Consider the following 20,076-nt stretch of genomic DNA (forward strand, 5'->3'; position numbering starts at 1 on the left):
GTCAGGCCCCTTTGCTGAACATCGACAGCATGCGCCGGGTGACCGCGAAGCCACCGAACACGTTGATCGAGGCGACCAGGATGGCAATGGTCGACAGCACCAGCACCGTGGTGTTGTTGGTCGCCAATTGAAGGATCGCGCCCACCACCACGACGCCGGAGATCGCGTTGGTCACCGACATCAGCGGGGTGTGCAGTGCGTGCGCCACGTTGCCGATCACGTAGTAACCGATCACGATCGCCAGCATCAACACGGTGAAGTGCCGCGGGATGTCGCCCGGAGCAAAGGCGTTGACCAGGAAGAAGGCGACGACGCCGAGGAGCACCAGGCCGATCTTCTTGCCTGCGGACATCGGCTCGGATTCGGCGGCGACCGGAACCTCGGCGGCAGCGGCGGCCTTGGGGGCGGCCGAGACCTGCACCGGCGGCGGCGGCCACATGATCTCGCCGTCTTGGGTCACGGTGATGCCGCGCTGCACCACATCGTCCATGTCCAGCGTCAACTCGCCGTTCTTCTCCGGCGTGAGGAGCTTGAGCAGGTTGACGATGTTGGTGCCGTACAGCTGCGAGGTCTGCGCGGCCAGGCGGCCGGCCAGATCGGTGTAGCCCAGAATCGTCACACCGTTATCGGTGACGACCTTCTCGTCGGTCACGGTGCCGGCGGCGTTACCGCCGTTGGCCGCGGCCATATCGACGATGACCGAGCCGTTCTTCATCCCGGCGACCGTCTCGGCGGTCAGCAGCTTGGGCGCGGGACGGCCCGGGATCAGCGCCGTGGTGATGACGATGTCGGCGGCACGGGCCTCCTCGTCGTACATCGAGGCGGTCGCGGCCTCCTGCTCGGCGGTCATCTCCTTGGCGTAGCCGTCCTCGGACTTCTCCGCCTCGAAGTCGACGTGCACGAACTCGGCGCCCATCGACTCGACCTGCTCGGCCACCTCGGGCCGCACATCGAAGGCACGCACGATCGCGCCCATCGCCGAGGCGGCACCGATCGCGGCCAGACCGGCCACACCGGCACCCACGACGAAGACGCGGGCCGGCGGGATCTTGCCGGCAGCAGTCACCTGGCCGGTGAACATCCGGCCGAACTCGTGGGCGGCTTCGACGACGGCGCGGTAGCCGGCGACGTTGGCCATCGAGCTGAGCACGTCCATCGACTGCGCACGCGAGATCCGCGGCACCGCGTCCATGGCCAGCGCGGTCACGCCGGCGTTCTGCAGCTTCTCCACCAGTTCGGGGTTTCGGGCCGGGGCCATCATCGAGATCAGCACGGCGCCGCGGCGCATGCGGGCGATCTCCTCGTCGGCCGGGGCGTTCACCTTCACGACGATGTCTGCACCCCAGACCTCGTCGATCGAGCCGATTCGTGCACCGGCGTCGGCGAAGGCCTCGTCGGCCTGCTCGGCCAGCACACCGCTGCCCGCCTCGACCACGACCTCGTAGCCGAGCTGCTGCAGCTGCCCGACCGTCTTACCGGTCGCCGCGACGAGCGTCTCGCCTGGCTTGGATTCCCGGGGGATGCCGATCAGCATGTCACTGCCTCTCCCACACTCATTGTTCTACGTTCACCTAAGTCTTCTAGAGCGACAACCCGCTCCGGGCCGTCGGCGGTCAAGCACGACAGCCAGCAACGCAAGGGTCGCGAAGCTGGCGGATGCTCTTTCGCCGGAAGTCCGATCGGACGCGGCGCGTCTCTCCACGGCGCCACCAGGTGAGGCAGCCGTCCGCATCAAAAACGTGGCAGTAAGATAACACGCACCGCGAGTCCTACCCGGTTCGGGTAACGCAGGTCACTCTCCGGTCGTGACGGCGGTGGCGACGTGCCCGGCGACCGCGGCGGCATGCCGGCCGGCGCGTCTGCCGAAGTAGGAACCCTCCCCCAGCTGAGTGCCGCTGGCGTAGCCCTTTCCGTCCTGCGCGATGTTCGCTGCGCAGGCTCCGGCGGCGTAGAGCCCCTCGATCACCTCGCCCCCCGGTCGCTGCACCTGGCCGTCGACGGTGGTGGCCATCCCGCCGACGGTGAAGCCCGCGTACAGCGCCTTCCCCAGTGTCATGTCGAAGGCGGCCCACGGTCCGGTGTCCTGCGGCGCCAGATACTCCGGGCTCTTGTGGAAGTCCGGATCCTCGCCGCGCGCCGCATAGGTGTTGTACCGGTCCATCGTCGCCTGCAGCGTCGTCCGGTCGATCCCCAGACCGTCGGCCATCTCGTCGATGGTCTCCCAGCCGTCGATGAACGGGCACAGCGGGAACTCCGGGCGTTCCAGGTGCGATTCGTCGACGATCAGGAAGGCCTTGGCGCCGGGCTGATCCATGACGAACCCCGAGGTGCGCGAGTGGTAGGAGTCTTCGGCGACGAAGCGCCGGCCGTCGGCGTTGACCACCAGACCGGTCAGCAGAATCGACGGCGGATACACCGGCGCGGTGATGAACGCCTGGTCCATGTGCTTGAGTTCGGCACCCACCGAGGCGCCGAGCCGGATGCCCAGCCCGTCGTCGTAGGTGCTGCCGAGGGTGAACGGCTTGGACGCCAGTTGCGGGGTGTACTCGGCGACCATCTCCGGGTTCATGACGAAACCGCCGGCAGCGATCACCACGGTCGCGGCGGCGATGGCTCCGGTCCGCCCGCTCGCATCACGCCACTGCACGCCGACCACCCGGTCACCGTCGACGATCAGCTGCCGCCCACCGGTCTCGTACCGGATCTGCACTCCCAGCTCGGTGAGCCGGTCGACCAGCAGACCGATCACCAAACCGGCTCCTCCGGTGTCACCGGGGACCGGCACCTTGTGTCCGCGCGGCGCCGGAGTCGCCAGCTCCCGGTACGGCCACACCTGTTCGTTACCGGTGTACATCAGACCCTGCGTCTGCGGCTGGATCACCGCTTTGGCGGGGTAGTAGCTGCGCTCGAACTCGAAACCCAGCGACTCGAGCCAATCGAAGTGTTCGACGCTATCGGCGCAGTAGGCTGCGATCTTCTCCGGCTCCGGATCCCGCGAGACGGCGGTCAGGTACTTGGCCATCTCGTCGGCGTCGTCGGCGTGACCGGTAGCGCGCTGCACAGCGGTGCCGCCCCCGAGATAGAAGTGCCCGCCGGCCATACAACTGGTGCCCCCGGCGGCCGCCGATCGTTCGAGCACCAGCACCGAGGCTCCGGCCCTGGCCGCTTCCAGCGCCGCACAGCAGCCACCCATCCCGGCACCGATCACCAGCACATCGACGGTGTCACTGAATTCGGCCACGTCGCCGACCGGCACGGTCTCGGGAATATCCAATCCGCTCATGCAGCCAGACTAGAACACGTTCCTGTTTTGGCGGGAGCCTCTCGGTCGAAACCGCTCAGCGCGGGTCCAGGCTCTCGGCCAGCCGGGCGAGCGCCTGAGCGACGTCGCGCAATGCGTCGCCGACCTGGCGCCGCACCAGGTCTTGATCACCGGCGGTGGCCGTGATCTGGGCTTTTTCACTGCTCAGCGCACGATCGGCCGCACCGACCATCTCCGTCACCGTCGCCGAAGAGGCCTGCACGCTCGTGATCTCCAGTTCCGAAAGCGGAACCGTCCTGGATCGGACCTCCTCCCGGAGCGGGGTGACCGGTTCTTGCGACGGCGTCCGCACGACGACGCGGCGGCGGCCGTCGGGCTGAATCACCTGCACCATCGAGGTCCGGGTCAGATCGTTGAACTCGTTGATCTGGATCATCGACCCCAGCGCCGGATCGGCGGCCGGCACCTGCTCGGCCGGACTCACCACAGGCGGGGTCGGCACAGCCGGGGTCGGCACAGGCGGGGTCGGCACAGCCGGGGTCGGCACAGGCGGGGTCGGCACAGGCGGGGTCGGCACAGGCGGGGGCGATACAGGCGGGGGCGATACGACAGGTGGAGCCGGAGGCGCCGCCGGGGACGGCGTGTGTGTCCGGGCGTGAGCCGAGTGCTCCGCAGCCCCGTCACCGAGCCGATGCTTGCGGCGTTTGGACTTCTTTCCCATGTGCTCCCCTTCCTCCCGCAGGCCCACGTACCCGGTCGGTCCGGCGTAGGCCGCAGCAGAGCCGCCGGCTCGAACCGGCCGGCCCGATCGATGCGCACCCGGGTGGCCGACGAACAGACGACAGCGCTCACCGCCGTCGGCAAGATCGGGACACGGATCCTGTTCCCGGCAGGAGTACGGAGCCACCGCGAAATCACCCCAGAAGAGCCAGGATCGACGCCCCGATCCCTCGCCGCCGTCGCCGGCATGCAGACCGGAATGCCCATCGGCCAGTTCACAGCCGATCGGCCAGGAGACACCCGGCCGGATGTGCAGAGCGGCCCGGTCGGCAGGACCGGCGATGATTGACGACCAGCATCGAGCTCGGACCATGCCCTGCCCACCTCACTTCATCTCTGCTCGCCCGCAGTCTACGAGGACCGCACCGATCCTGGCCGCAGGACGCCGTCTCGGAGTACGAACCACCGCGACGCCGCCGATCCGGCCGTATCCGGATGATCCACACGATAGTGGCAGCCGCGCGATTCCGTCCGTGCCTTCGCCGCGGCGACCACCGCGTGAGCGGTCAGAGTCAGCGCGGCGTCTTCGGCTGCCTGACCGTCGGACTGGTCCCGGCGCGGTGCGGCAGCAAGGAAAGCGTCGACCCGCTCCAGCCCCTCGGCATCCCTGCGCAACGCCACCTCGCCCGACATCAGATCTTGCAGAGTGCTGCGCGGAGCCGCCGGGAGCTCGGCGGGTACCTGGAACGCGATCGGCCGGACCGGTGCGCTGCGGCGATCGACGGCCACACCGGCGGCACGCCGGCCCATCACCAGGCCCTCGAGCAGACTGTTGGAAGCCAGCCGATTGGCGCCGTGCAGCCCGGTCCGCGCCACCTCACCGGCTGCCAGCAGCCCGGGGACGCCGGTGCGCCCGGCCGCATCGGTGGCCACTCCACCGCACAGGTAGTGCGCTCCGGGCACCACCGGCAGCCGGCCGGTATCGTCCGGCACACCGGCCGCCCGGACTCCGGCGAGCACGGTGGGGAAACGCCTTTCCAGATCGGCGATCGCGGTGACGTCCAGATACACGTGTGCCGCGCCGGTCCGCTCCATCGCGGCCGTGACCGCCCGGGCCACCACATCGCGCGGCGCGAGATCACCGAGCGGATGCACTCCTTCGGTCACCGAACGGCCCTGCACATCCACCAGCCGGGCCCCTTCCCCGCGCAGCGCCTCGCTGACCAGGGTGCGGCGGCCACGGGCCCCGGGCACATAGAGCATCGTCGGGTGGAACTGGATGAATTCCAGATCGGCCACCGCCGCCCCCGCCCGCAGCGCCAGTGCGATTCCGTCACCGGTGGCACCGGCCGGGTTGGTGGTCGCCGCATACAGATGACCGACGCCGCCGGCCGCGAGCAGAACCGTCGGCGCCCACACCACACCGTCCCCGGCCAGGTCCCGGTACGCCACTCCGATCGCCTCGCCGCCGGTATCGGTGATCACCGCTGTGGCCCGCGAATCGTCGAGCAACCGGACCGGAGCCCGGGTCAGTGCCGCTCCCAGGGTCGCCTGCACCTGCGCGCCGGTGGCGTCCCCGCCGGCGTGGATGATCCGGCGCACCGAATGCCCGCCCTCGCGGGTACGCAGGAACCGGCCGTCGGGCCCGGTGTCGAAGCGGGCTCCCCAGTCGACGAGCCGGCGCACCGCGCGCCAGCCGTCGGCGACGATCTCCGCCGTCGGCTGCTCTGCCGTAAGCCCGGCACCGGCCGCGAGGGTGTCAGAGACATGCAGGGCCACACTGTCTTCCGGGTTGTCCGGGTCGACGACGGCGATCCCGCCCTGCGCGTAGAAGGTCGACGTGGACTGCTCGGCCTGCTCCGGCAGCCAGGCCGGCCCCTTGTTCAGCACGACCACCTTGAGTCCGCGCTGGGCCGCGGTGAGTGCCGCCGTCAGTCCGGCCACTCCCGCGCCCACCACCACCGCGTCGGCCCGCAGTTCTTCGCCCACCGTCTTCACCCGCCTCCGGTTCGTGACAAGAACAGCTCTCCCAGGTTATCGACCCTTGATCGAAAACCTCGCCGCCAGCGTACGCCGATCTCACCGCGCGTCGAACCCCACCGGCCTGCCCCTTTCGCACCGTTAGGCTCCCCCGCATGGACACGTCCCCGCCGATGTGGTGGAAGATCTCGATGGTCGCGATCAGCATCGCCACCGCCGTCGCGTGCGCAGCCTGGTCGCCCGCGTCCTGAGCGCTCCGTCCTCGGCCGCCGGGGTAACCGCCGATGATTGTTGACACCGGTCACCAAACGCCGATTTCACCCCCGCGGCGACTACAATGCGTAGAGGTGATGACTGAAAAGCCTGTTGACGACGTCGTCCGGGAGCAGCTTCCGACGGTGTCGACCGCCTCGGAGGTCACCCGATTCGGCTCCACCGCCTCGCAGGCCGCTGCCGGCGTCGGGCGTTTCCTATTCAATTCGGCCAAGGGCCTGCGCCACGGCAAACTTCCCGGCACGGCGAATATCGCCCACGAAGTCCGGGTGACCTTCGAGCACCTGGGTCCCACGTACGTCAAGCTCGGCCAGTTGATCGCCTCCAGCCCCGGCGTGTTCACCCCGGCGCTGTCCGAGGAGTTCGAGTCGCTGCTGGACAAGGTCCGGCCCGCCCCGGCCGGGGAGATCCGTCGGATCATCAGCGAGGAACTCGGCCGGCCCGCCAGTGAGGTCTTCGCGACCTTCGACGACGAGCCCATCGCCTCGGCCTCGATCGCCCAGGTGCACACCGCCACCCTGATCACCGGCGAGGAGGTCGTGGTCAAGGTGCAGCGACCGGGGATCGCCGAGCGGCTGGCCCCGGACGTGGCCATCCTCGAGCGGGTGGCCGGTCTGATGGAACTGTCCGAGTACGGTCGGATGCTCAGCGCCCGGCACGTCGTCGAAGACTTCGCCGATGGCCTGGACTCCGAACTGGACTTCCGCAACGAGGCCGCGACCATGGAGGAATGGTTCGCCTGCCTGCAGCCGGGACAGTTCGGCGATCGGGTCCGCGTGCCCAAGGTCTATCACGACCTCACCACGGCCCGGGTGATGACGATGGAGCGCATCTACGCCATCCGTATCGACGATGCGAAGGCCGTGCGCGCCGCCGGGCACGACGGCGAGGCACTCTGCCGCAACCTGCTGCTTTCGCTGCTGGACTCGGCCTTCCACGGCGGCTTGTTCCACGGCGACCTGCACGCGGGCAACGTCCTGGTCGACGACGAGGGCAAGCTGGTGCTCCTGGACTTCGGCATCGTCGGACGCTTCAACGCCCGTACCCGCCGAATCCTGCGCCAGCTGGTGGTCGATCTGATCGTCAAACAGGACTACGACTCGGCCGGGCGGGCCATCTTCCTCCTGGGCGCGGTGCACAAACCCGGGTCCACCGCCAAGGGCGGCGAAGATCTGAAGAAGGTCACCGCCCCGCTGTCGACCACCGAGATGGCCGCCATGAGCTACACCGATCTGGGCCGTCAGCTGGCCGCCGTGGCCAAGGCCCACGATGCGCGCCTGCCCCGGGAACTGGTACTGGTGGGCAAGCAGTTGCTGTACGTGGAGAGGTACATGAAGCTGCTCGCCCCGCGCTGGAAGGCGATTTCCGATCGCGAGATCTACGGGTACATGGCCGGGATCATGAAGGAAGCCGAACGCGATCGGCGCGCCCGCGGATCCGAAACGAAACGGTAATTTCCCCGACCTAATAGTCCGATTACGTCCGCGACCTAATAGTGTGGTGTCCACGCGTGGTCCGGACGGACGACCCCTGCTAGTTGGAGTCTTTTACATGAGACGCATCTTGATGCCGCTGTTAGCCTTCCTCGGGATTGCCTTCATCGCCGCGGCGATCACGATCCCCACCTATCTTGTGCCCAAGCTCAAGGTGGTTCCGCTCGACCTGGACATCACCTCCGACGCCAGCACGATCACCCCCTCGGGCGAGCCGGCCAACCGCTTCCCGGCCGTGATCTTCGATCGGTGCTCGGTCTCGCAGGACAAGGCCGCGCAGCTCAACGTCAATCTGAAGCAGCAGCGTCGTTCGGTGATCGTCGAGCCGTCCAATGCCGACCAGGCGACACTGCAGTCCGCCCAGACCGTCCTGATCGAGCGCATCGAGGGCGCCGACGGTGCCGAGACCACCCCGACCGTCGCCGCTGCAGGTGAACCGCGCACCTGCAACGACGGCCTCCTCACCGCGAGCATCGACCGGGTGTCGGTGGACCGCAAGTCCTCGGCTCCCAACAACGAGGTCAGTTCGCTGCAGCTGGAAGCCGATCCGGCCGGCGTCCCGGTCGCCGATGTCTCGGTGCACCTGGCCGACCGCAAGGGCTTCCAGTACAAGTTCGGCTTCGACGTGCAGAAGCAGGACTACTACTACTACGACCTGAACACGCGTCAGGACACCGTCGCCTCGTTCGTCGAGGAGACCACGATCAACGGGCTGAAGGTCTACCACTTCAAGACCGATGTCCCCGAGACCGACCTGTCCGAGCTGCCCAACCCGCAGGGCGAGGCTCCGCTGGGCACCATCTTGAACATGCCCGCCAAGTGGTGGGGCATCACCGGCCGCGGCATCGCTCCGGACGATCTGATCGAGATGCACCGGCACGGCTCGGCCATCCGCCACGTCTGGGTGGAGCCGGTCACCGGCACCATCGTCGACGGCCTGGAGGAGCAGCGTCAGTACTTCAAGAACGTCGATGAGGCCGACGACATCCCGGCCGCCGTCACCGAATTCCGCATGGATGCGCTCAACGCCGACTTCAAGTGGTCGGATCTGACCGTCTCGCAGCAGGTGGACCGGGCGAACAAGTACGTGGGTCTGCTCCGCTGGGGCGGCACCATCATCCCGATCATCCTCGGCGTCCTGGGCGCCCTGATGGTCGCGCTCTGGGCATGGCTGGTCTTCCGCGGCCGCAAGGGCGACGATCCGGCCGAGCGGTCCGGCTACTCGCCGATCGACGATGCGTCCGTCGCGGCGACCCCCGTCGTCGAGCAGGACACCACCGTCCTGACCACCGAACAGGGCTACGCCGACGGCCCCGGTGGTGCGACCACCGCCCTGGCCGCCGACCAGTACTGGGCACCGGAAGCCCCCGAACCGCCGATCGACTCGACCGTCGACACGGTCACGATCGAGACGGTCCGGGACGATTTCCAGCCGGTCGCCGAGAACCCGATCGCGGCGATCCCGGTCCCGCCGGTCGAGGCAGACGCCGACACCACGATCATCCAGAAGCCCAGCGCCGAGGACATGATCGTCGTGGAGGGCGAGGACGCTACGACGGTGCTGGACAATCCGCTGGTGGTCCGCTCGGCCGAGGACGATCCGGTCCGGCGCGGCCGGCACGGTCAGCCCGACTAGTCCCCTCGCCGCCGGCACGCAGACAACGAGCCCGGAGATCCGCACAGGATCTCCGGGCTCGTTCGTTGCCGCGTCTTCGCTCCGCCCGGGCTGCGCGCAGACCCGGTCAGCCCCGCCGCGCCGCGGCGCGACCGGCGGCCCGGCCGGAGAAGATGCAACCGCCCAGGAAGGTGCCCTCCAACGCGTTGTAGCCGTGGACGCCGCCGCCGCCGAAGCCGGCGACCTCACCCGCGGCGTAGAGGCCGTCGAAGACGTGTCCGTCCGGGCGCATGACCTGCGCCTCGAGGTTGGTCTCGATGCCGCCGAGGGTCTTGCGGGTCAGGATGTTCAGCCGCACGGCGATCAGCGGCCCGGCCTCCTGGTCGAGCAGCCGGTGCGGTTTGGCCACCCGCACCACCTTGTCGCCGAGGTAGTTGCGGGCGTTGTGCATCGCCATGATCTGGGCGTCCTTGGCGTAACCGTTCTCCACCTGGGTGTCCCGGGCAGAGATGGTGCGTTCCAGATCCTGCAGATCGATGTGCCCGCCGCGGCCGATCTCGTTCATCCCCGCGACCAGGTCGGGGAGATTGTCGCGCACCACGAAGTCGACACCGTGGTCCATGAAGGCCTTCACCGGGCCGGGGATCTCCCGCGACAGCCGGCTCTTGGCCACCGTCCGCAACGATTTACCGGTCAGGTCCGGATTCTGTTCGGACCCCGACAGGGCGAACTCCTTTTCGATGATGTCGCCGGTCAGGACGAACCAGGAGTAGTCGAAGCCGGTGTCCAGGATCGCCTTCATGGTGGCGTTGGTGTCGAAACCGGGGAAGTTCGGCGCGGGGAGCCGATTGCCGTTGGCATCGAGCCACAGCGACGACGGTCCGGGGATGATCCGGATGGCGTGGTCGGGCCAGATCGGATCCCAGTTGTGGATGCCCTCGGTGTAGTGCCACATCCGGTCGCGGTTGACCAGATTGGCGCCGGCGCCCTCGGCGATCCGCAGCATCCGCCCGTCGACATAGGCTGGGACTCCGGCGATCATGTGCTCGGGCACCGGGCCGAGCCGCTGGGTCGGCCAGTTCTCCCGCACCATCTCGTGGTTGTGGCCGATCCCCCCGGTGGTGACGATCACGGCCGGAGCGAAGACCTCGAACTCGTCGACCTCTACCCGCGAGGTCGCTACCCCGCGCTCGGCCTCGGTCGGCTCCAGCACCGCCCCGCGCACACCGATCACGGCGCCGTCGTCGTCCAGGATCAGCTCGTCCACCCGATGCCGGAACAGGAACTCCACCAGTCCCTTGCCTTCGGCCTTGAGTACCGGTTCGGCGAAGACCCGCACCACCTCGGGGCCGGTGCCCCAGGTGATGTGGAAGCGCGGTACCGAGTTGCCGTGCCCGTCGGCGAATCCGCCGCCGCGCTCGGCCCAGCCGACCACCGGCGTGAACTTGAGCCCCAGTTTGCGCAGGTAGTTCCTTTTTTCGGTGGCGGCGAAGTCGACATAGGCCCGCGCCCACTGCCGCGGCCAGAAGTCCTGGTCCTCCCGGTCGAATCCGGCCGACCCCAGCCAGTCCTGCAGGGCCAGTTCCGGTGAATCCTTGATTCCCAGTCGCCGCTGCTCGGGGCTGTCGACCAGGAACAATCCGCCCAGCGACCAGAACGCCTGTCCGCCCAGGTTGTTGCGGTTCTCCTGATCGATGACGATCACCCGCTTACCGGCTTGGGTCAGTTCGTAGGTGGCCACCAGCCCGGCCAGCCCCGATCCGACGACGATCGCGTCGACCTGTCCTTGTCTCGAACTCACTGCCCGACTCCTCTTTTCCCGCATGTCTGGGTTGTCCACTGTGTTCTGTTGCACAGCGCCCTGGTGGACAGCGTAATCAGGAGTGCACCGGGCCCCACCCTTTGCCCGCTCGTTATGTTTCCGTTACCCTTCAGTTCGGATGAAACCCTGGGTCCTTGTACCCTCAGAAGGCGTGTCGCTCGTCGGCGCAGCCGGAACGTCGGGGTTCCACCACAACGACCATGGCCGCACCGGCCGAGATCGCTCGAAGGAATGCGTATGTTCTCCAGCGCCCGTAAGCGTGTGCTTACCGCCGCCCTGGCCGCCACCACCGTGCTCGGTGGTCTCACCGTCGCTACCGCACCGGCTGCCGAAGCCCGCGGCTGCGCCGGCAACGTCGAGCGTGTCCACTCGCCGGCGATGGGCAAGTCGATCCCGGTCTGCATCGTCGCCGCCGGCAAGCCGGGCCGGGGCACCCTGTACCTGCTCGACGGTCTGCGCGCACCGAACAACAACAGCGGCTGGAACATCAACACCAACGTCTCGCAGTTCATGCGCGGCAAGGGCGTCAACCTGGCGATCCCCTACGGCGGTGGCGGCAGCTTCTACACCGACTGGCAGCAGCGCGACCCGCGCCTGGGCAAGAACAAGTGGGAGACCTTCCTGACCCGGGAGCTCCCGAACTACATGGCCCGCAAGCACGGTGCCGCACGCGGCAAGAACGGCATCGCCGGTCTGTCGATGTCGGGCACTTCGGCGCTGAACTTGGCTTCGCGGCACCCGAACCTCTACAAGGCCGTCGCCTCCTACTCGGGCTACCCGACCGTCACCATGCCCGGCTTCACCCAGGGCATCCAGGCCTCGGTCGCCGATATGGGCGGTAACCCCTCCAACATGTGGGGCACCTACCCGTTCGGCGAATGGGCCGCCAACGACCCCTTCCTGTCGGCAGGCAACCTCGCCGGCAAGCGCGTGTACATCTCCGCGGGCACCGGTCTGGGCAGCCGCTACGACAGCTCCCTCATGCCGGGCTCGCCGGGCTTCAACGCCGTCAAGTTCGCCCAGATGGTGCCGCTGGAGGTCGCCGCGTCGGTGAGCAGCCAGCTGTACATCGCCCGCGTCGCCCTGGTTCCGGGTGTCCAGCTGACCACCAACATCACCCCCGACGGCGACCACTGGTGGACCTACTGGCAGGACCGCTTCAAGCAGTCCTGGGCCACCACCTTCGCTCCGGCACTGCGCTGATCGGGCGATAACGACGCCGGTCGCCCACCGCGCACACCGGCACCGCCCGCACGAATCTCCCCGAGGCCGGGCTGATCACACCGATCAGCCCGGCCTCGGGCGTTTCTGCCACCGCTACCGGGATAAGGTGTAACCGTGGCTACCGGACAGATCATCCTGACCCGCAAGTTGCGTTATGCGATCTTCCTCGTCCTCACCATCAACGAGGGCGGCGAAGAGCAGGTACGCGAGACCCTGGAGGGGCTCTCCGGCCGACTCCGCACCGTCTCCTCGCGCAACCCCGACGCGGCGCTGGCCGCCGTGGCCGGCATCGGCTCGGCGGCGTGGGACCGGCTGTTCGCCGGACCCCGGCCCAAGCTGCTACGACCGTTCACCGAGCTCAAGGGCGACGTGCACACCGCGCCGGCCACGCCCGGCGATCTCCTGCTGCACATCAAGTCCGACGAGATGGACATGTGCTACGAGGTCGGCCAGATCCTGACCAACGACTTCGGCGATGCGGTCAGCACCGTCGAGGAGATCCACGGTTTCCGCTACTTCGACCTGCGCGACCTGACCGGCTTCGTCGACGGCACCGAGAACCCGACCGGCGACGAGGCCCTGGAGGCGATCCTCGTCGACGGCGAAGATCCGGGCTTCCGCGGCGGCAGCTACGTCACCATCCAGCGCTACGTCACCGATTTCGATTCCTGGACCAGCCTCAGCGTCGGCGAACAGGAAGACGTCTTCGGCCGCAGTAAGGCCGAGAACATCGAGATGGACGACGATGTGAAGCCATCCAACGCGCATATCGCACTCAACGTCATCGAAGACGCCGACGGCAACGAGCTCGAAATCGTCCGTGACAACATGCCCTACGGCCAGATCTCCGGGTCCGGCGACAAGGGCACGTTCTTCATCGCCTACAGCAAGGATCCCGATATCACCGGCCAGATGCTGGAGAAGATGTTCCTCGGCGATCCCATCGGCAACTACGACCGCCTGCTCGACTTCACCACCGCGGTGACCGGCAACGAGTACTTCGCTCCCAGCGTCGACTTTCTCGACGAGCTGCCCCCGGCCCCCACCCGCCCGGCACCCCCGGCCCCGGCGACTCCGCCGCGCACCAGCCCCTCCGACGGCTCTTTGGGCATCGGCAGTCTGCGCCGCGACACCTGAGTCGCCCGCGTAACGTCGATCCCAGCTGCACAGTCAACCCGATCCATCACCGCTCAAGGAGTTCCGCATGAACAATCTGCACCGCGAATTGGCACCCATCTCCTCCGCCGCCTGGGCCGAGATCGAGGAAGAGGCGAGCCGCTCGTTCAAGCGCAACAGCGCCGGCCGGCGTCTGGTCGACGTCGACGGTCCGCTGGGCCTGGACGTGGACGCCGTCACCGTCGGGCATCGTGGAAAGATCGACAGTCCCGGCGAGGGCATCATCGCCTACCTGCGCAAGGCCCAACCGCTGGTGGAGCTGAAGGTCCCGTTCACCGTTAGCCGCGAGGCCATCGACAACGTCGACCGCGGCGCGTCCGATTCGGATTGGGATCCGGTGGTCAACGCCGCCGCCGAGCTGGCCAAGGCCGAGGACCGGGCCATCTTCACCGGATACTCCGCGGCAGATATCACCGGGCTGACCGAGATCGCCCCGACCACGCTGTCGGTGCCCAAGGACGCCAAGGACTTCCCCGATGCGCTCAGCGATGCGCTCAGTACCCTGCGGCTGGCCTCGGTCGACGGCCCGTACTCGCTGGCGCTGTCCGCCGAGCTGTACAGCCTGGTCAGCGAGTCGGTGAACGACGGCTACCCGATCCGGGAACACCTCAAGCGCATCCTCGGCTCCGGCGAGATCATCTGGGCTCCGGCCATCGACGGCGCCGTGCTGATCAGCACCCGCGGCGGCGACTTCGAGTTGACCATCGGTCAGGACGTCTCGATCGGCTACGACTCGCACGACGCCGATTCGGTGAGCCTGTACTTCACCGAATCGTTCACCTACCGGACCTTCAGCCCCGAGGCGGCCGTTCCGCTGCGTCAGCGCTCCTGACCCGCATCTGATCCACGACCGCCGTCCGGCCCCCGGACGGCGGTCGTGGTGCATCGCGGGCTCAGCCCTCCGACACGATCCCGCCGGCCTCGCTCACCGCATCGCGCATCGCCGGCGCCAGAGCGGCCAGCAGCCCGGCCCAGTCCGCGTCCATCCGGGCCGTCCATTCGGGTCCGAGGCCCTCGCGGACGGTATCGCGGACCGCGCCGAACATCCCCATGATCATCGTCTCGCTCACCTCCCAGGCCACGTGGTCGGAGACCCAGTAGACGGCGCCGCCGGGGTCGATACTCCCGTCGGCGACATCGGCGAGCAGCGCCAGGATGCCCGCCATCATGCGGTTCTCCAGAACAGTGTCGAAGGCGAGCTCCTCGATCGCCTCCGGATGCACCCGGTAGAACCGCTCGTAGATCGCCCGCGTCGGATCACCGTGGGACTCCTCGTACCGCGCGAGCGACTCCAGTACCGCCTGCCTGATATCCACCATGGTCACCCCCGCATAATATAAGGGAACTGCGATCATCTAAATAGTGCTGCCGCCGCGACCGCACCTGCCCGGCGGCCGCTTTCTGTCGGCGGACCGCACCGCGAACGGCGACGAGTACGCTGGATCGGGTGCTGATCCGACTCCTGCGCACCTATCTGGTGCGTTACCGGTGGCCGCTGGTCGCGGTCGTCGTGTTGCAGCTGGTGGCCACCGTCGCCATGCTCTATCTCCCCACCCTGAACGCCGACATCATCGACAACGGCGTCGCCAAGGGCGATACCGGCTACATCATGACCACCGGTGGCTGGATGCTGGCGATCTCGGCCGTCCAGGTGCTCAGTTCCGTCGTGGCGATGTATTTCGGTGCCCGCGCCGCCCTCGGGGCCGGCCGCGACATCCGGCACGATCTGATGCGCCGGATCAACGACTTCTCCGCTCGCGAGGTCGGCCAGTTCGGCGCCCCGTCGCTGATCACCCGGACCACCAACGACGTCCAGCAGGTGCAGCTACTGGCCGTGATGGGCGTATCGATCCTGGTGATGGCCCCGATCATGGGCATCGGCGGCATCGTGATGGGCATGAAGGTCGCCTTCCCGATCTCCTGGATCCTGGTGGTCGCGATCCCCGTCCTGGGTCTGACGATGGGGCTGATCATCGGGCGGATGATCCCGGGCTTCCGCGCCATGCAGGCCCGCATCGACGATGTGAACCGGGTACTGCGCGAACAGATCACCGGCATCCGGGTGGTGCGCGCCTTCGTCCGAGAACGCCACGAGATCGCGCGTTTCGGCGTCGCCAACGACCGGCTGGCCGACGCCTCCCTGCGGGTCGGCCGCATGATGGCCCTGATGTTCCCGGCGGTCATGCTGATCACCAACCTCACCCTGATCGCGGTGCTGTGGTTCGGCGGTCGCCAGATCGCCGACGGCCGGGTCGAGATCGGTGTCCTCACCGCGATGATCAGCTACGTCATGCAGATCATGATGGCGGTGATGATGGCCTCGTTCCTGGCCATGATGGCCCCGCGCGCCGGCGTGTGCGCCGACCGCATCTGCGAGGTCCTCGACACCTCCACCTCGGTCCTGCCCCCGCTGGATCCACGGCCGATGACCGGAGATCCGGCCGTCGTCGAATTCGACGATGTCGCCTTCCGCTACCCCGGTGCCGACGATCCGGTGCTCTCGGGCATCACGCTGCGCACCGCACCGGGGACCACCACCGCCATCGTCGGTTCCACCGGCTCGGGTAAGACCACCCTGATCAACCTGATTCCGCGGCTGCTGGATGTGACCGGCGGCGCCGTCAGGATCGGCGGTGTGGACCTGCGCGACGCCGATCCGGACGAGTTGCGCCGGCACATCGGACTGGTCCCCCAGCGGGCCTACCTGTTCTCCGGCACCGTCGCCGACAATCTGCGTCAGGGCAAGCCCGAGGCGACCGAAGAGCAGATGTGGGAAGCCCTGGAGATCGCTCAGGCCGCCGAATTCGTGCGAGCCATGCCCGAGGGTCTGCACACCGATATCGCGCAGGGCGGCACCACCGTCTCCGGCGGTCAGCGACAGCGACTGGCGATCGCCCGCGCGCTGATCCGCCGACCGGCCGTCTACCTGTTCGACGACTCCTTCTCGGCCCTGGACCTGGCCACCGACGCCGCACTGCGCGCCGCGCTGGCTCCCGTCGTCCGCGAGTCGGCGGTGATCGTGGTCGCCCAGCGCATCTCCACCATCACCCAGGCCGACCAGATCGTGGTGCTCGACCGCGGCATGATCACCGGCCTGGGCACCCACGAACAACTGCTGCAGTCGTGTGAGACCTACCGGGAGATCGTCGAATCCCAGCTCGCGATCGGACAGGCCTCATGACTCGCCCCGGACGCACGGCGACCGGCGGACATCCCGGTCAGGCCCCCGCGATCGAGCGGGCCAAGAGTTTCCGGCCCACCCTCAAACGGCTGGTCCGGCGCCTGGCCACCTTCCGGGTCCGCATGCTGGTGATCCTGGCGTCGATCATCGCCTCGGTGACGTTGACCGCATTCGCCCCGCGCGTTCTCGGCCACGCCACCAACCTGCTGTTCGACGGTTTCATCGGCTCACGCCTGCCGGCCGGCCTGACCAAAGAGCAGGCCGTCGACGCATTACGCGCGCGCGGCCAGGGCACGTTCGCCGACATGGTCGCCTCGATGGATGTGGTCCCGGGCGAGGGCATCGACTTCGGCGCGGTGGGCACCGTGCTGCTGCAGGTCCTGATGCTCTACGTCGGTGCCGCCCTCCTCGGCTGGCTGGCGGCATTCCTGCTGAACCAGGTGGTGGTGGCCACCGTCGCCGATATGCGCGCCGAGGTGGAGGCCAAGGTCCACCGGCTGCCGCTGTCGTACTACGACCAGTCCGCCCGCGGCGACCTGCTCAGCCGGGTCACCAACGACCTGGACAACCTGTCCCAGAGCCTGCAGCAGACCATCAGTCAGCTGCTCAACTCGATCCTGACGGTCATCGCGATCCTCATCATGATGCTGACCATCTCGCCGCTGCTCTCGTTGATCGCCGTGGCGACGGTGCCCCTGGCCGTCCTGGCCACGGCCCTGATCGCCCGGCGTTCCAAGCCGCACTTCATCGGCCAGTGGACGGCCACCGGCGCACTCAACGCGCAGGTCGAGGAGACCTTCACCGGGCACGAACTGATCAAGGCGTTCGGCCGGCGCGCCGAGGTCGAGGCCGTCTTCGACGAGCAGAACCAGAAGCTCTACGAGTCGAGCTGGAAGGCGCAATTCATCTCCGGCATCATCATGCCGACCATCATGTTCCTGGGGAACCTGAACTACGTCGCGGTGGCCGTGGTCGGCGGGCTGCGGGTCGCCTCGGGCCAGCTGAGCCTGGGCGAGGTGCAGGCCTTCATCCAGTACTCGCGCCAGTTCACCCAGCCGCTGAGCCAGATCGGATCCATGTTCAACCTCATGCAGAGCGGTGTGGCCTCGGCCGAACGCATCTACGAGGTCCTCGACGCGCAGGAGGAGAGCCCCGATCCGGTCGACCCGGTCAGCCCGCAGCGCGACACCGGCCACATCGTCTTCGACGACGTCAGCTTCAGCTACCGGCCCGACCACCCCCTGATCGAGGGCCTGTCCCTGGAGGCGCAGCCCGGCCAGATGATCGCGATCGTCGGGCCCACCGGTGCGGGAAAGACCACCCTGGTGAATCTGATCATGCGCTTCTACGATGTCGATTCGGGCACGATCCTGGTCGACGACGTCGACGCCCGGCAGATGACCCGGGACGATCTGCGCGGCCGCACCGGCATGGTGCTGCAGGACTCGTGGCTGTTCGGCGGCACGATCTACGACAACATCGCCTACGGCGACCCGTCGGCCAGCCGCGAGCAGGTGATCGAAGCGGCCAAGGCCTGCCACGTCGACCATTTCGTGCGGACGCTGCCCGACGGCTACCAGACCGTGCTCGACGACGAGGGCGGCGGTGTCAGCGCCGGCGAACGCCAGCTGATCACCATCGCCCGCGCCTTCCTGGCCAAACCCACCATCCTGATCCTGGACGAGGCGACCAGCTCGGTCGATACGCGCACCGAGCTGCTGATCAGTCAGGCCATGGCGAATCTGTCCAGCGATCGGACCAGCTTCGTGATCGCCCACCGCCTCTCCACGATCCGCAATGCCGACCTGATCGTGGTGATGGAAGACGGACACATCGTCGAACAGGGCACCCACGAGGGGCTGCTGGCGGCGCACGGCGCTTACTTCCGCCTCTACAACGCCCAGTTCACCGAACCGGTCGATCAGGGTTAGGGTGCCCTGAGAAATGTGACCAACGACCCAGGATTAACCGGATGGGTTCTCCGTAATATCTAAAGGTGTGACTACCGCCGAAGGGGCCAAGCAGCCGCCACGCCGACCGATGAGTTGGCATCGCCGCGCCGGACTGCCGATCCGGATCTGGATGGTGGTGTTGATCGCGATCGGTCTGACGCACTGGACGATTCCCGAATCCCGCTGGCTGCTGGTGCACGTGTTCACCATCGGCCTGGTGGCCAACTCGATCCTGCTGTGGTCGCAGACTCTGGCCGAGCGCTTCCTGGGCTACCACCTGCCGGACGAACGGCGCCCCCTGCAGCTGGGCCGCATCTACACCCTGAACGTGGGCCTGATCATCACCATGGTCGGTATGCTCACCGCCGCTTGGCAGGTGACCCTGGTCGGCGCCGTCCTGATCGGCGGGGTGGTGGCCTGGCATGCGGTGGCGATGACCCAGCTGATCCTGCAGGCGCAGACCGCCCGCGCCGAACGGGGTGAGGGCCCGGCCGAGAACGCCCTCAACGCCTGGTTCTTCGTCGCCTCGGCGGCGCTGTTGCCCTTCGGCGCCGGCTTCGGTGTCGCCATGGCCTACGGTTTCGCCGACCCGCAGCAGGCCGGCTATCTGCTGACCCACCAGGCGCTGAACATCTTGGGCTTCCTGGGGCTGGCCGCAGCCGGGGTGCTGATGCTGATGTTCCCGCGGCTGCTGGGCGCCACCGGACCGGCGCTGGATGCCCGCCGTCGCCCCTACGCCCTGGTCGTTCTACTGGACGGTATCGCCGTGATCTGTGCCGGCGCGCTCACCGATCTGCCCGCACTGGCCGCGGCCGGTGTGGCCGTCTACCTGGCCGGCTGGCTGATCGTCGTGGTGCCGTTCGTCCCGATCCTGCTGCACCGCCCGCCGGATTCGTATGCCTCTGCATCGATCACCGCCGCGCTGGCATGGCTGCTCGGCTCGCTGCTCACCTACCTGGTGATGCTGTTGAACGGGCCCTTCGAAACCGACCGCCTGAGCATTCTGAGCGTGTGGTTCCTGGGCGGTTTCGCCGCGCAGCTGCTGTTCGGCGTGATGAGTCATCTCCTGCCGACGATGATGGGCGGCGGCCCGGTCACCGCGGCCGGCCTGGCCCAGATGAATCGCTGGTGGCTGTGGCGGGTGCTGGTGATCAACGGCGGGCTGCTGCTGTGGCTGCTGCCGCTGGGCAGCTGGGTCAAGGTGGCGCTTTCGTCGCTGGTGATGCTCGGCTTCATCCTGTTCCTGCCGATCATGATCCTCAGCGCCCGTGCTGCGATGAAGGTTCGCCGGTCGCTGCAGGCCGGTAGCGCCGGCTCCCCCGCCGCCGGACGCTCCGGGGCCGTCGCGGGCAGTCCGCTGCCCACCGCCTCCGCCCGG

At 67.9% G+C, this 20,076-nt stretch carries 13 protein-coding genes and 1 pseudogene; 8 read left to right on the top strand and 6 right to left on the bottom strand.

Annotation, left to right across the window (positions count from 1 at the left end; genetic code table 11):
- Position 1: 1 nt before the first annotated feature.
- The 4 genes from GOHSU_RS10080 to nadB form a co-directional block, all read right to left on the bottom strand.
- The gene (locus GOHSU_RS10080) at positions 2–1,534 is read right to left on the bottom strand and encodes a Re/Si-specific NAD(P)(+) transhydrogenase subunit alpha (protein ID WP_005940743.1); all 1,533 of its coding nucleotides are present in this window, start codon (positions 1,532–1,534) and stop codon (positions 2–4) included.
- A gap of 258 nt (positions 1,535–1,792) precedes the next feature.
- Entirely contained in the window at positions 1,793–3,283 is a 1,491-nt protein-coding gene (locus GOHSU_RS10085) for an FAD-binding protein (protein ID WP_005940745.1), read from the bottom strand.
- Positions 3,284–3,338: 55 nt separating this feature from the next.
- Positions 3,339–3,764 (bottom strand): hypothetical protein, encoded by a 426-nt coding sequence (locus tag GOHSU_RS10090; RefSeq protein ID WP_162138712.1) that lies wholly within the window; start codon positions 3,762–3,764, stop codon positions 3,339–3,341.
- A gap of 629 nt (positions 3,765–4,393) precedes the next feature.
- Positions 4,394–5,980, bottom strand: coding sequence for an L-aspartate oxidase (gene nadB, locus GOHSU_RS10100; RefSeq protein ID WP_005940749.1), 1,587 nt, complete (start codon positions 5,978–5,980; stop codon positions 4,394–4,396).
- A 332-nt stretch (positions 5,981–6,312) separates the two neighbouring features.
- Here nadB and GOHSU_RS10105 point away from each other — a divergent pair, with 332 nt between their 5' ends.
- Both GOHSU_RS10105 and pgfA read left to right on the top strand, forming a co-directional pair.
- Complete coding sequence (locus GOHSU_RS10105) at positions 6,313–7,689, top strand: ABC1 kinase family protein (RefSeq protein ID WP_005940751.1); 1,377 nt, start codon at positions 6,313–6,315, stop codon at positions 7,687–7,689.
- Between the two features lie 97 nt (positions 7,690–7,786).
- Positions 7,787–9,364 carry a cell envelope lipid trafficking protein PgfA gene (gene pgfA / locus GOHSU_RS10110; protein WP_024332550.1) on the top strand — a complete coding sequence of 526 codons (1,578 nt, stop codon included), beginning with the start codon at positions 7,787–7,789 and terminating at the stop codon, positions 9,362–9,364.
- 106 nt (positions 9,365–9,470) lie between these two features.
- On the opposite strand, the gene GOHSU_RS10115 is transcribed toward pgfA, so the two are convergent.
- Positions 9,471–11,144, bottom strand: coding sequence for an FAD-binding dehydrogenase (locus tag GOHSU_RS10115; protein WP_005940755.1), 1,674 nt, complete (start codon positions 11,142–11,144; stop codon positions 9,471–9,473).
- A gap of 258 nt (positions 11,145–11,402) precedes the next feature.
- Here GOHSU_RS10115 and GOHSU_RS10120 point away from each other — a divergent pair, with 258 nt between their 5' ends.
- From GOHSU_RS10120 to GOHSU_RS10130, 3 genes are all read left to right on the top strand, one after another.
- Entirely contained in the window at positions 11,403–12,368 is a 966-nt protein-coding gene (locus tag GOHSU_RS10120; RefSeq protein WP_024332551.1) for an alpha/beta hydrolase, read from the top strand.
- 135 nt (positions 12,369–12,503) lie between these two features.
- Positions 12,504–13,526, top strand: a complete 1,023-nt coding sequence (locus GOHSU_RS10125; RefSeq protein WP_005940762.1) for a Dyp-type peroxidase — start codon at positions 12,504–12,506, stop codon at positions 13,524–13,526.
- Positions 13,527–13,593: 67 nt separating this feature from the next.
- Positions 13,594–14,397: a family 1 encapsulin nanocompartment shell protein gene (locus GOHSU_RS10130; RefSeq protein ID WP_005940764.1), complete on the top strand. Its 804-nt coding sequence runs from the start codon at positions 13,594–13,596 to the stop codon at positions 14,395–14,397.
- A 61-nt stretch (positions 14,398–14,458) separates the two neighbouring features.
- Here the strand turns inward: GOHSU_RS10130 and GOHSU_RS10135 are convergent, their stop codons facing one another.
- Positions 14,459–14,890: a hypothetical protein gene (locus tag GOHSU_RS10135; RefSeq protein WP_024332552.1), complete on the bottom strand. Its 432-nt coding sequence runs from the start codon at positions 14,888–14,890 to the stop codon at positions 14,459–14,461.
- Between the two features lie 122 nt (positions 14,891–15,012).
- On the opposite strand from GOHSU_RS10135, the gene GOHSU_RS10140 reads away from it, so the two are divergent.
- The 3 genes and pseudogenes from GOHSU_RS10140 to GOHSU_RS10150 all read left to right on the top strand — a co-directional run.
- Complete coding sequence (locus tag GOHSU_RS10140; protein WP_005940768.1) at positions 15,013–16,746, top strand: ABC transporter ATP-binding protein; 1,734 nt, start codon at positions 15,013–15,015, stop codon at positions 16,744–16,746.
- A complete protein-coding gene (locus GOHSU_RS10145) occupies positions 16,743–18,677 on the top strand; it encodes an ABC transporter ATP-binding protein (protein ID WP_005940770.1) in 1,935 nt (644 codons plus the stop codon). The genes GOHSU_RS10140 and GOHSU_RS10145 overlap by 4 nt, the downstream gene beginning before the upstream one ends.
- Positions 18,678–18,744: 67 nt before the next feature.
- Positions 18,745–20,076, top strand: a pseudogene (locus tag GOHSU_RS10150) (hypothetical protein); the annotation flags it as partial.

The sequence above is a fragment of the Gordonia hirsuta DSM 44140 = NBRC 16056 genome, from assembly GCF_000333015.1.
GTDB classification, from domain to species: Bacteria; Actinomycetota; Actinomycetes; order Mycobacteriales; family Mycobacteriaceae; genus Gordonia; species Gordonia hirsuta.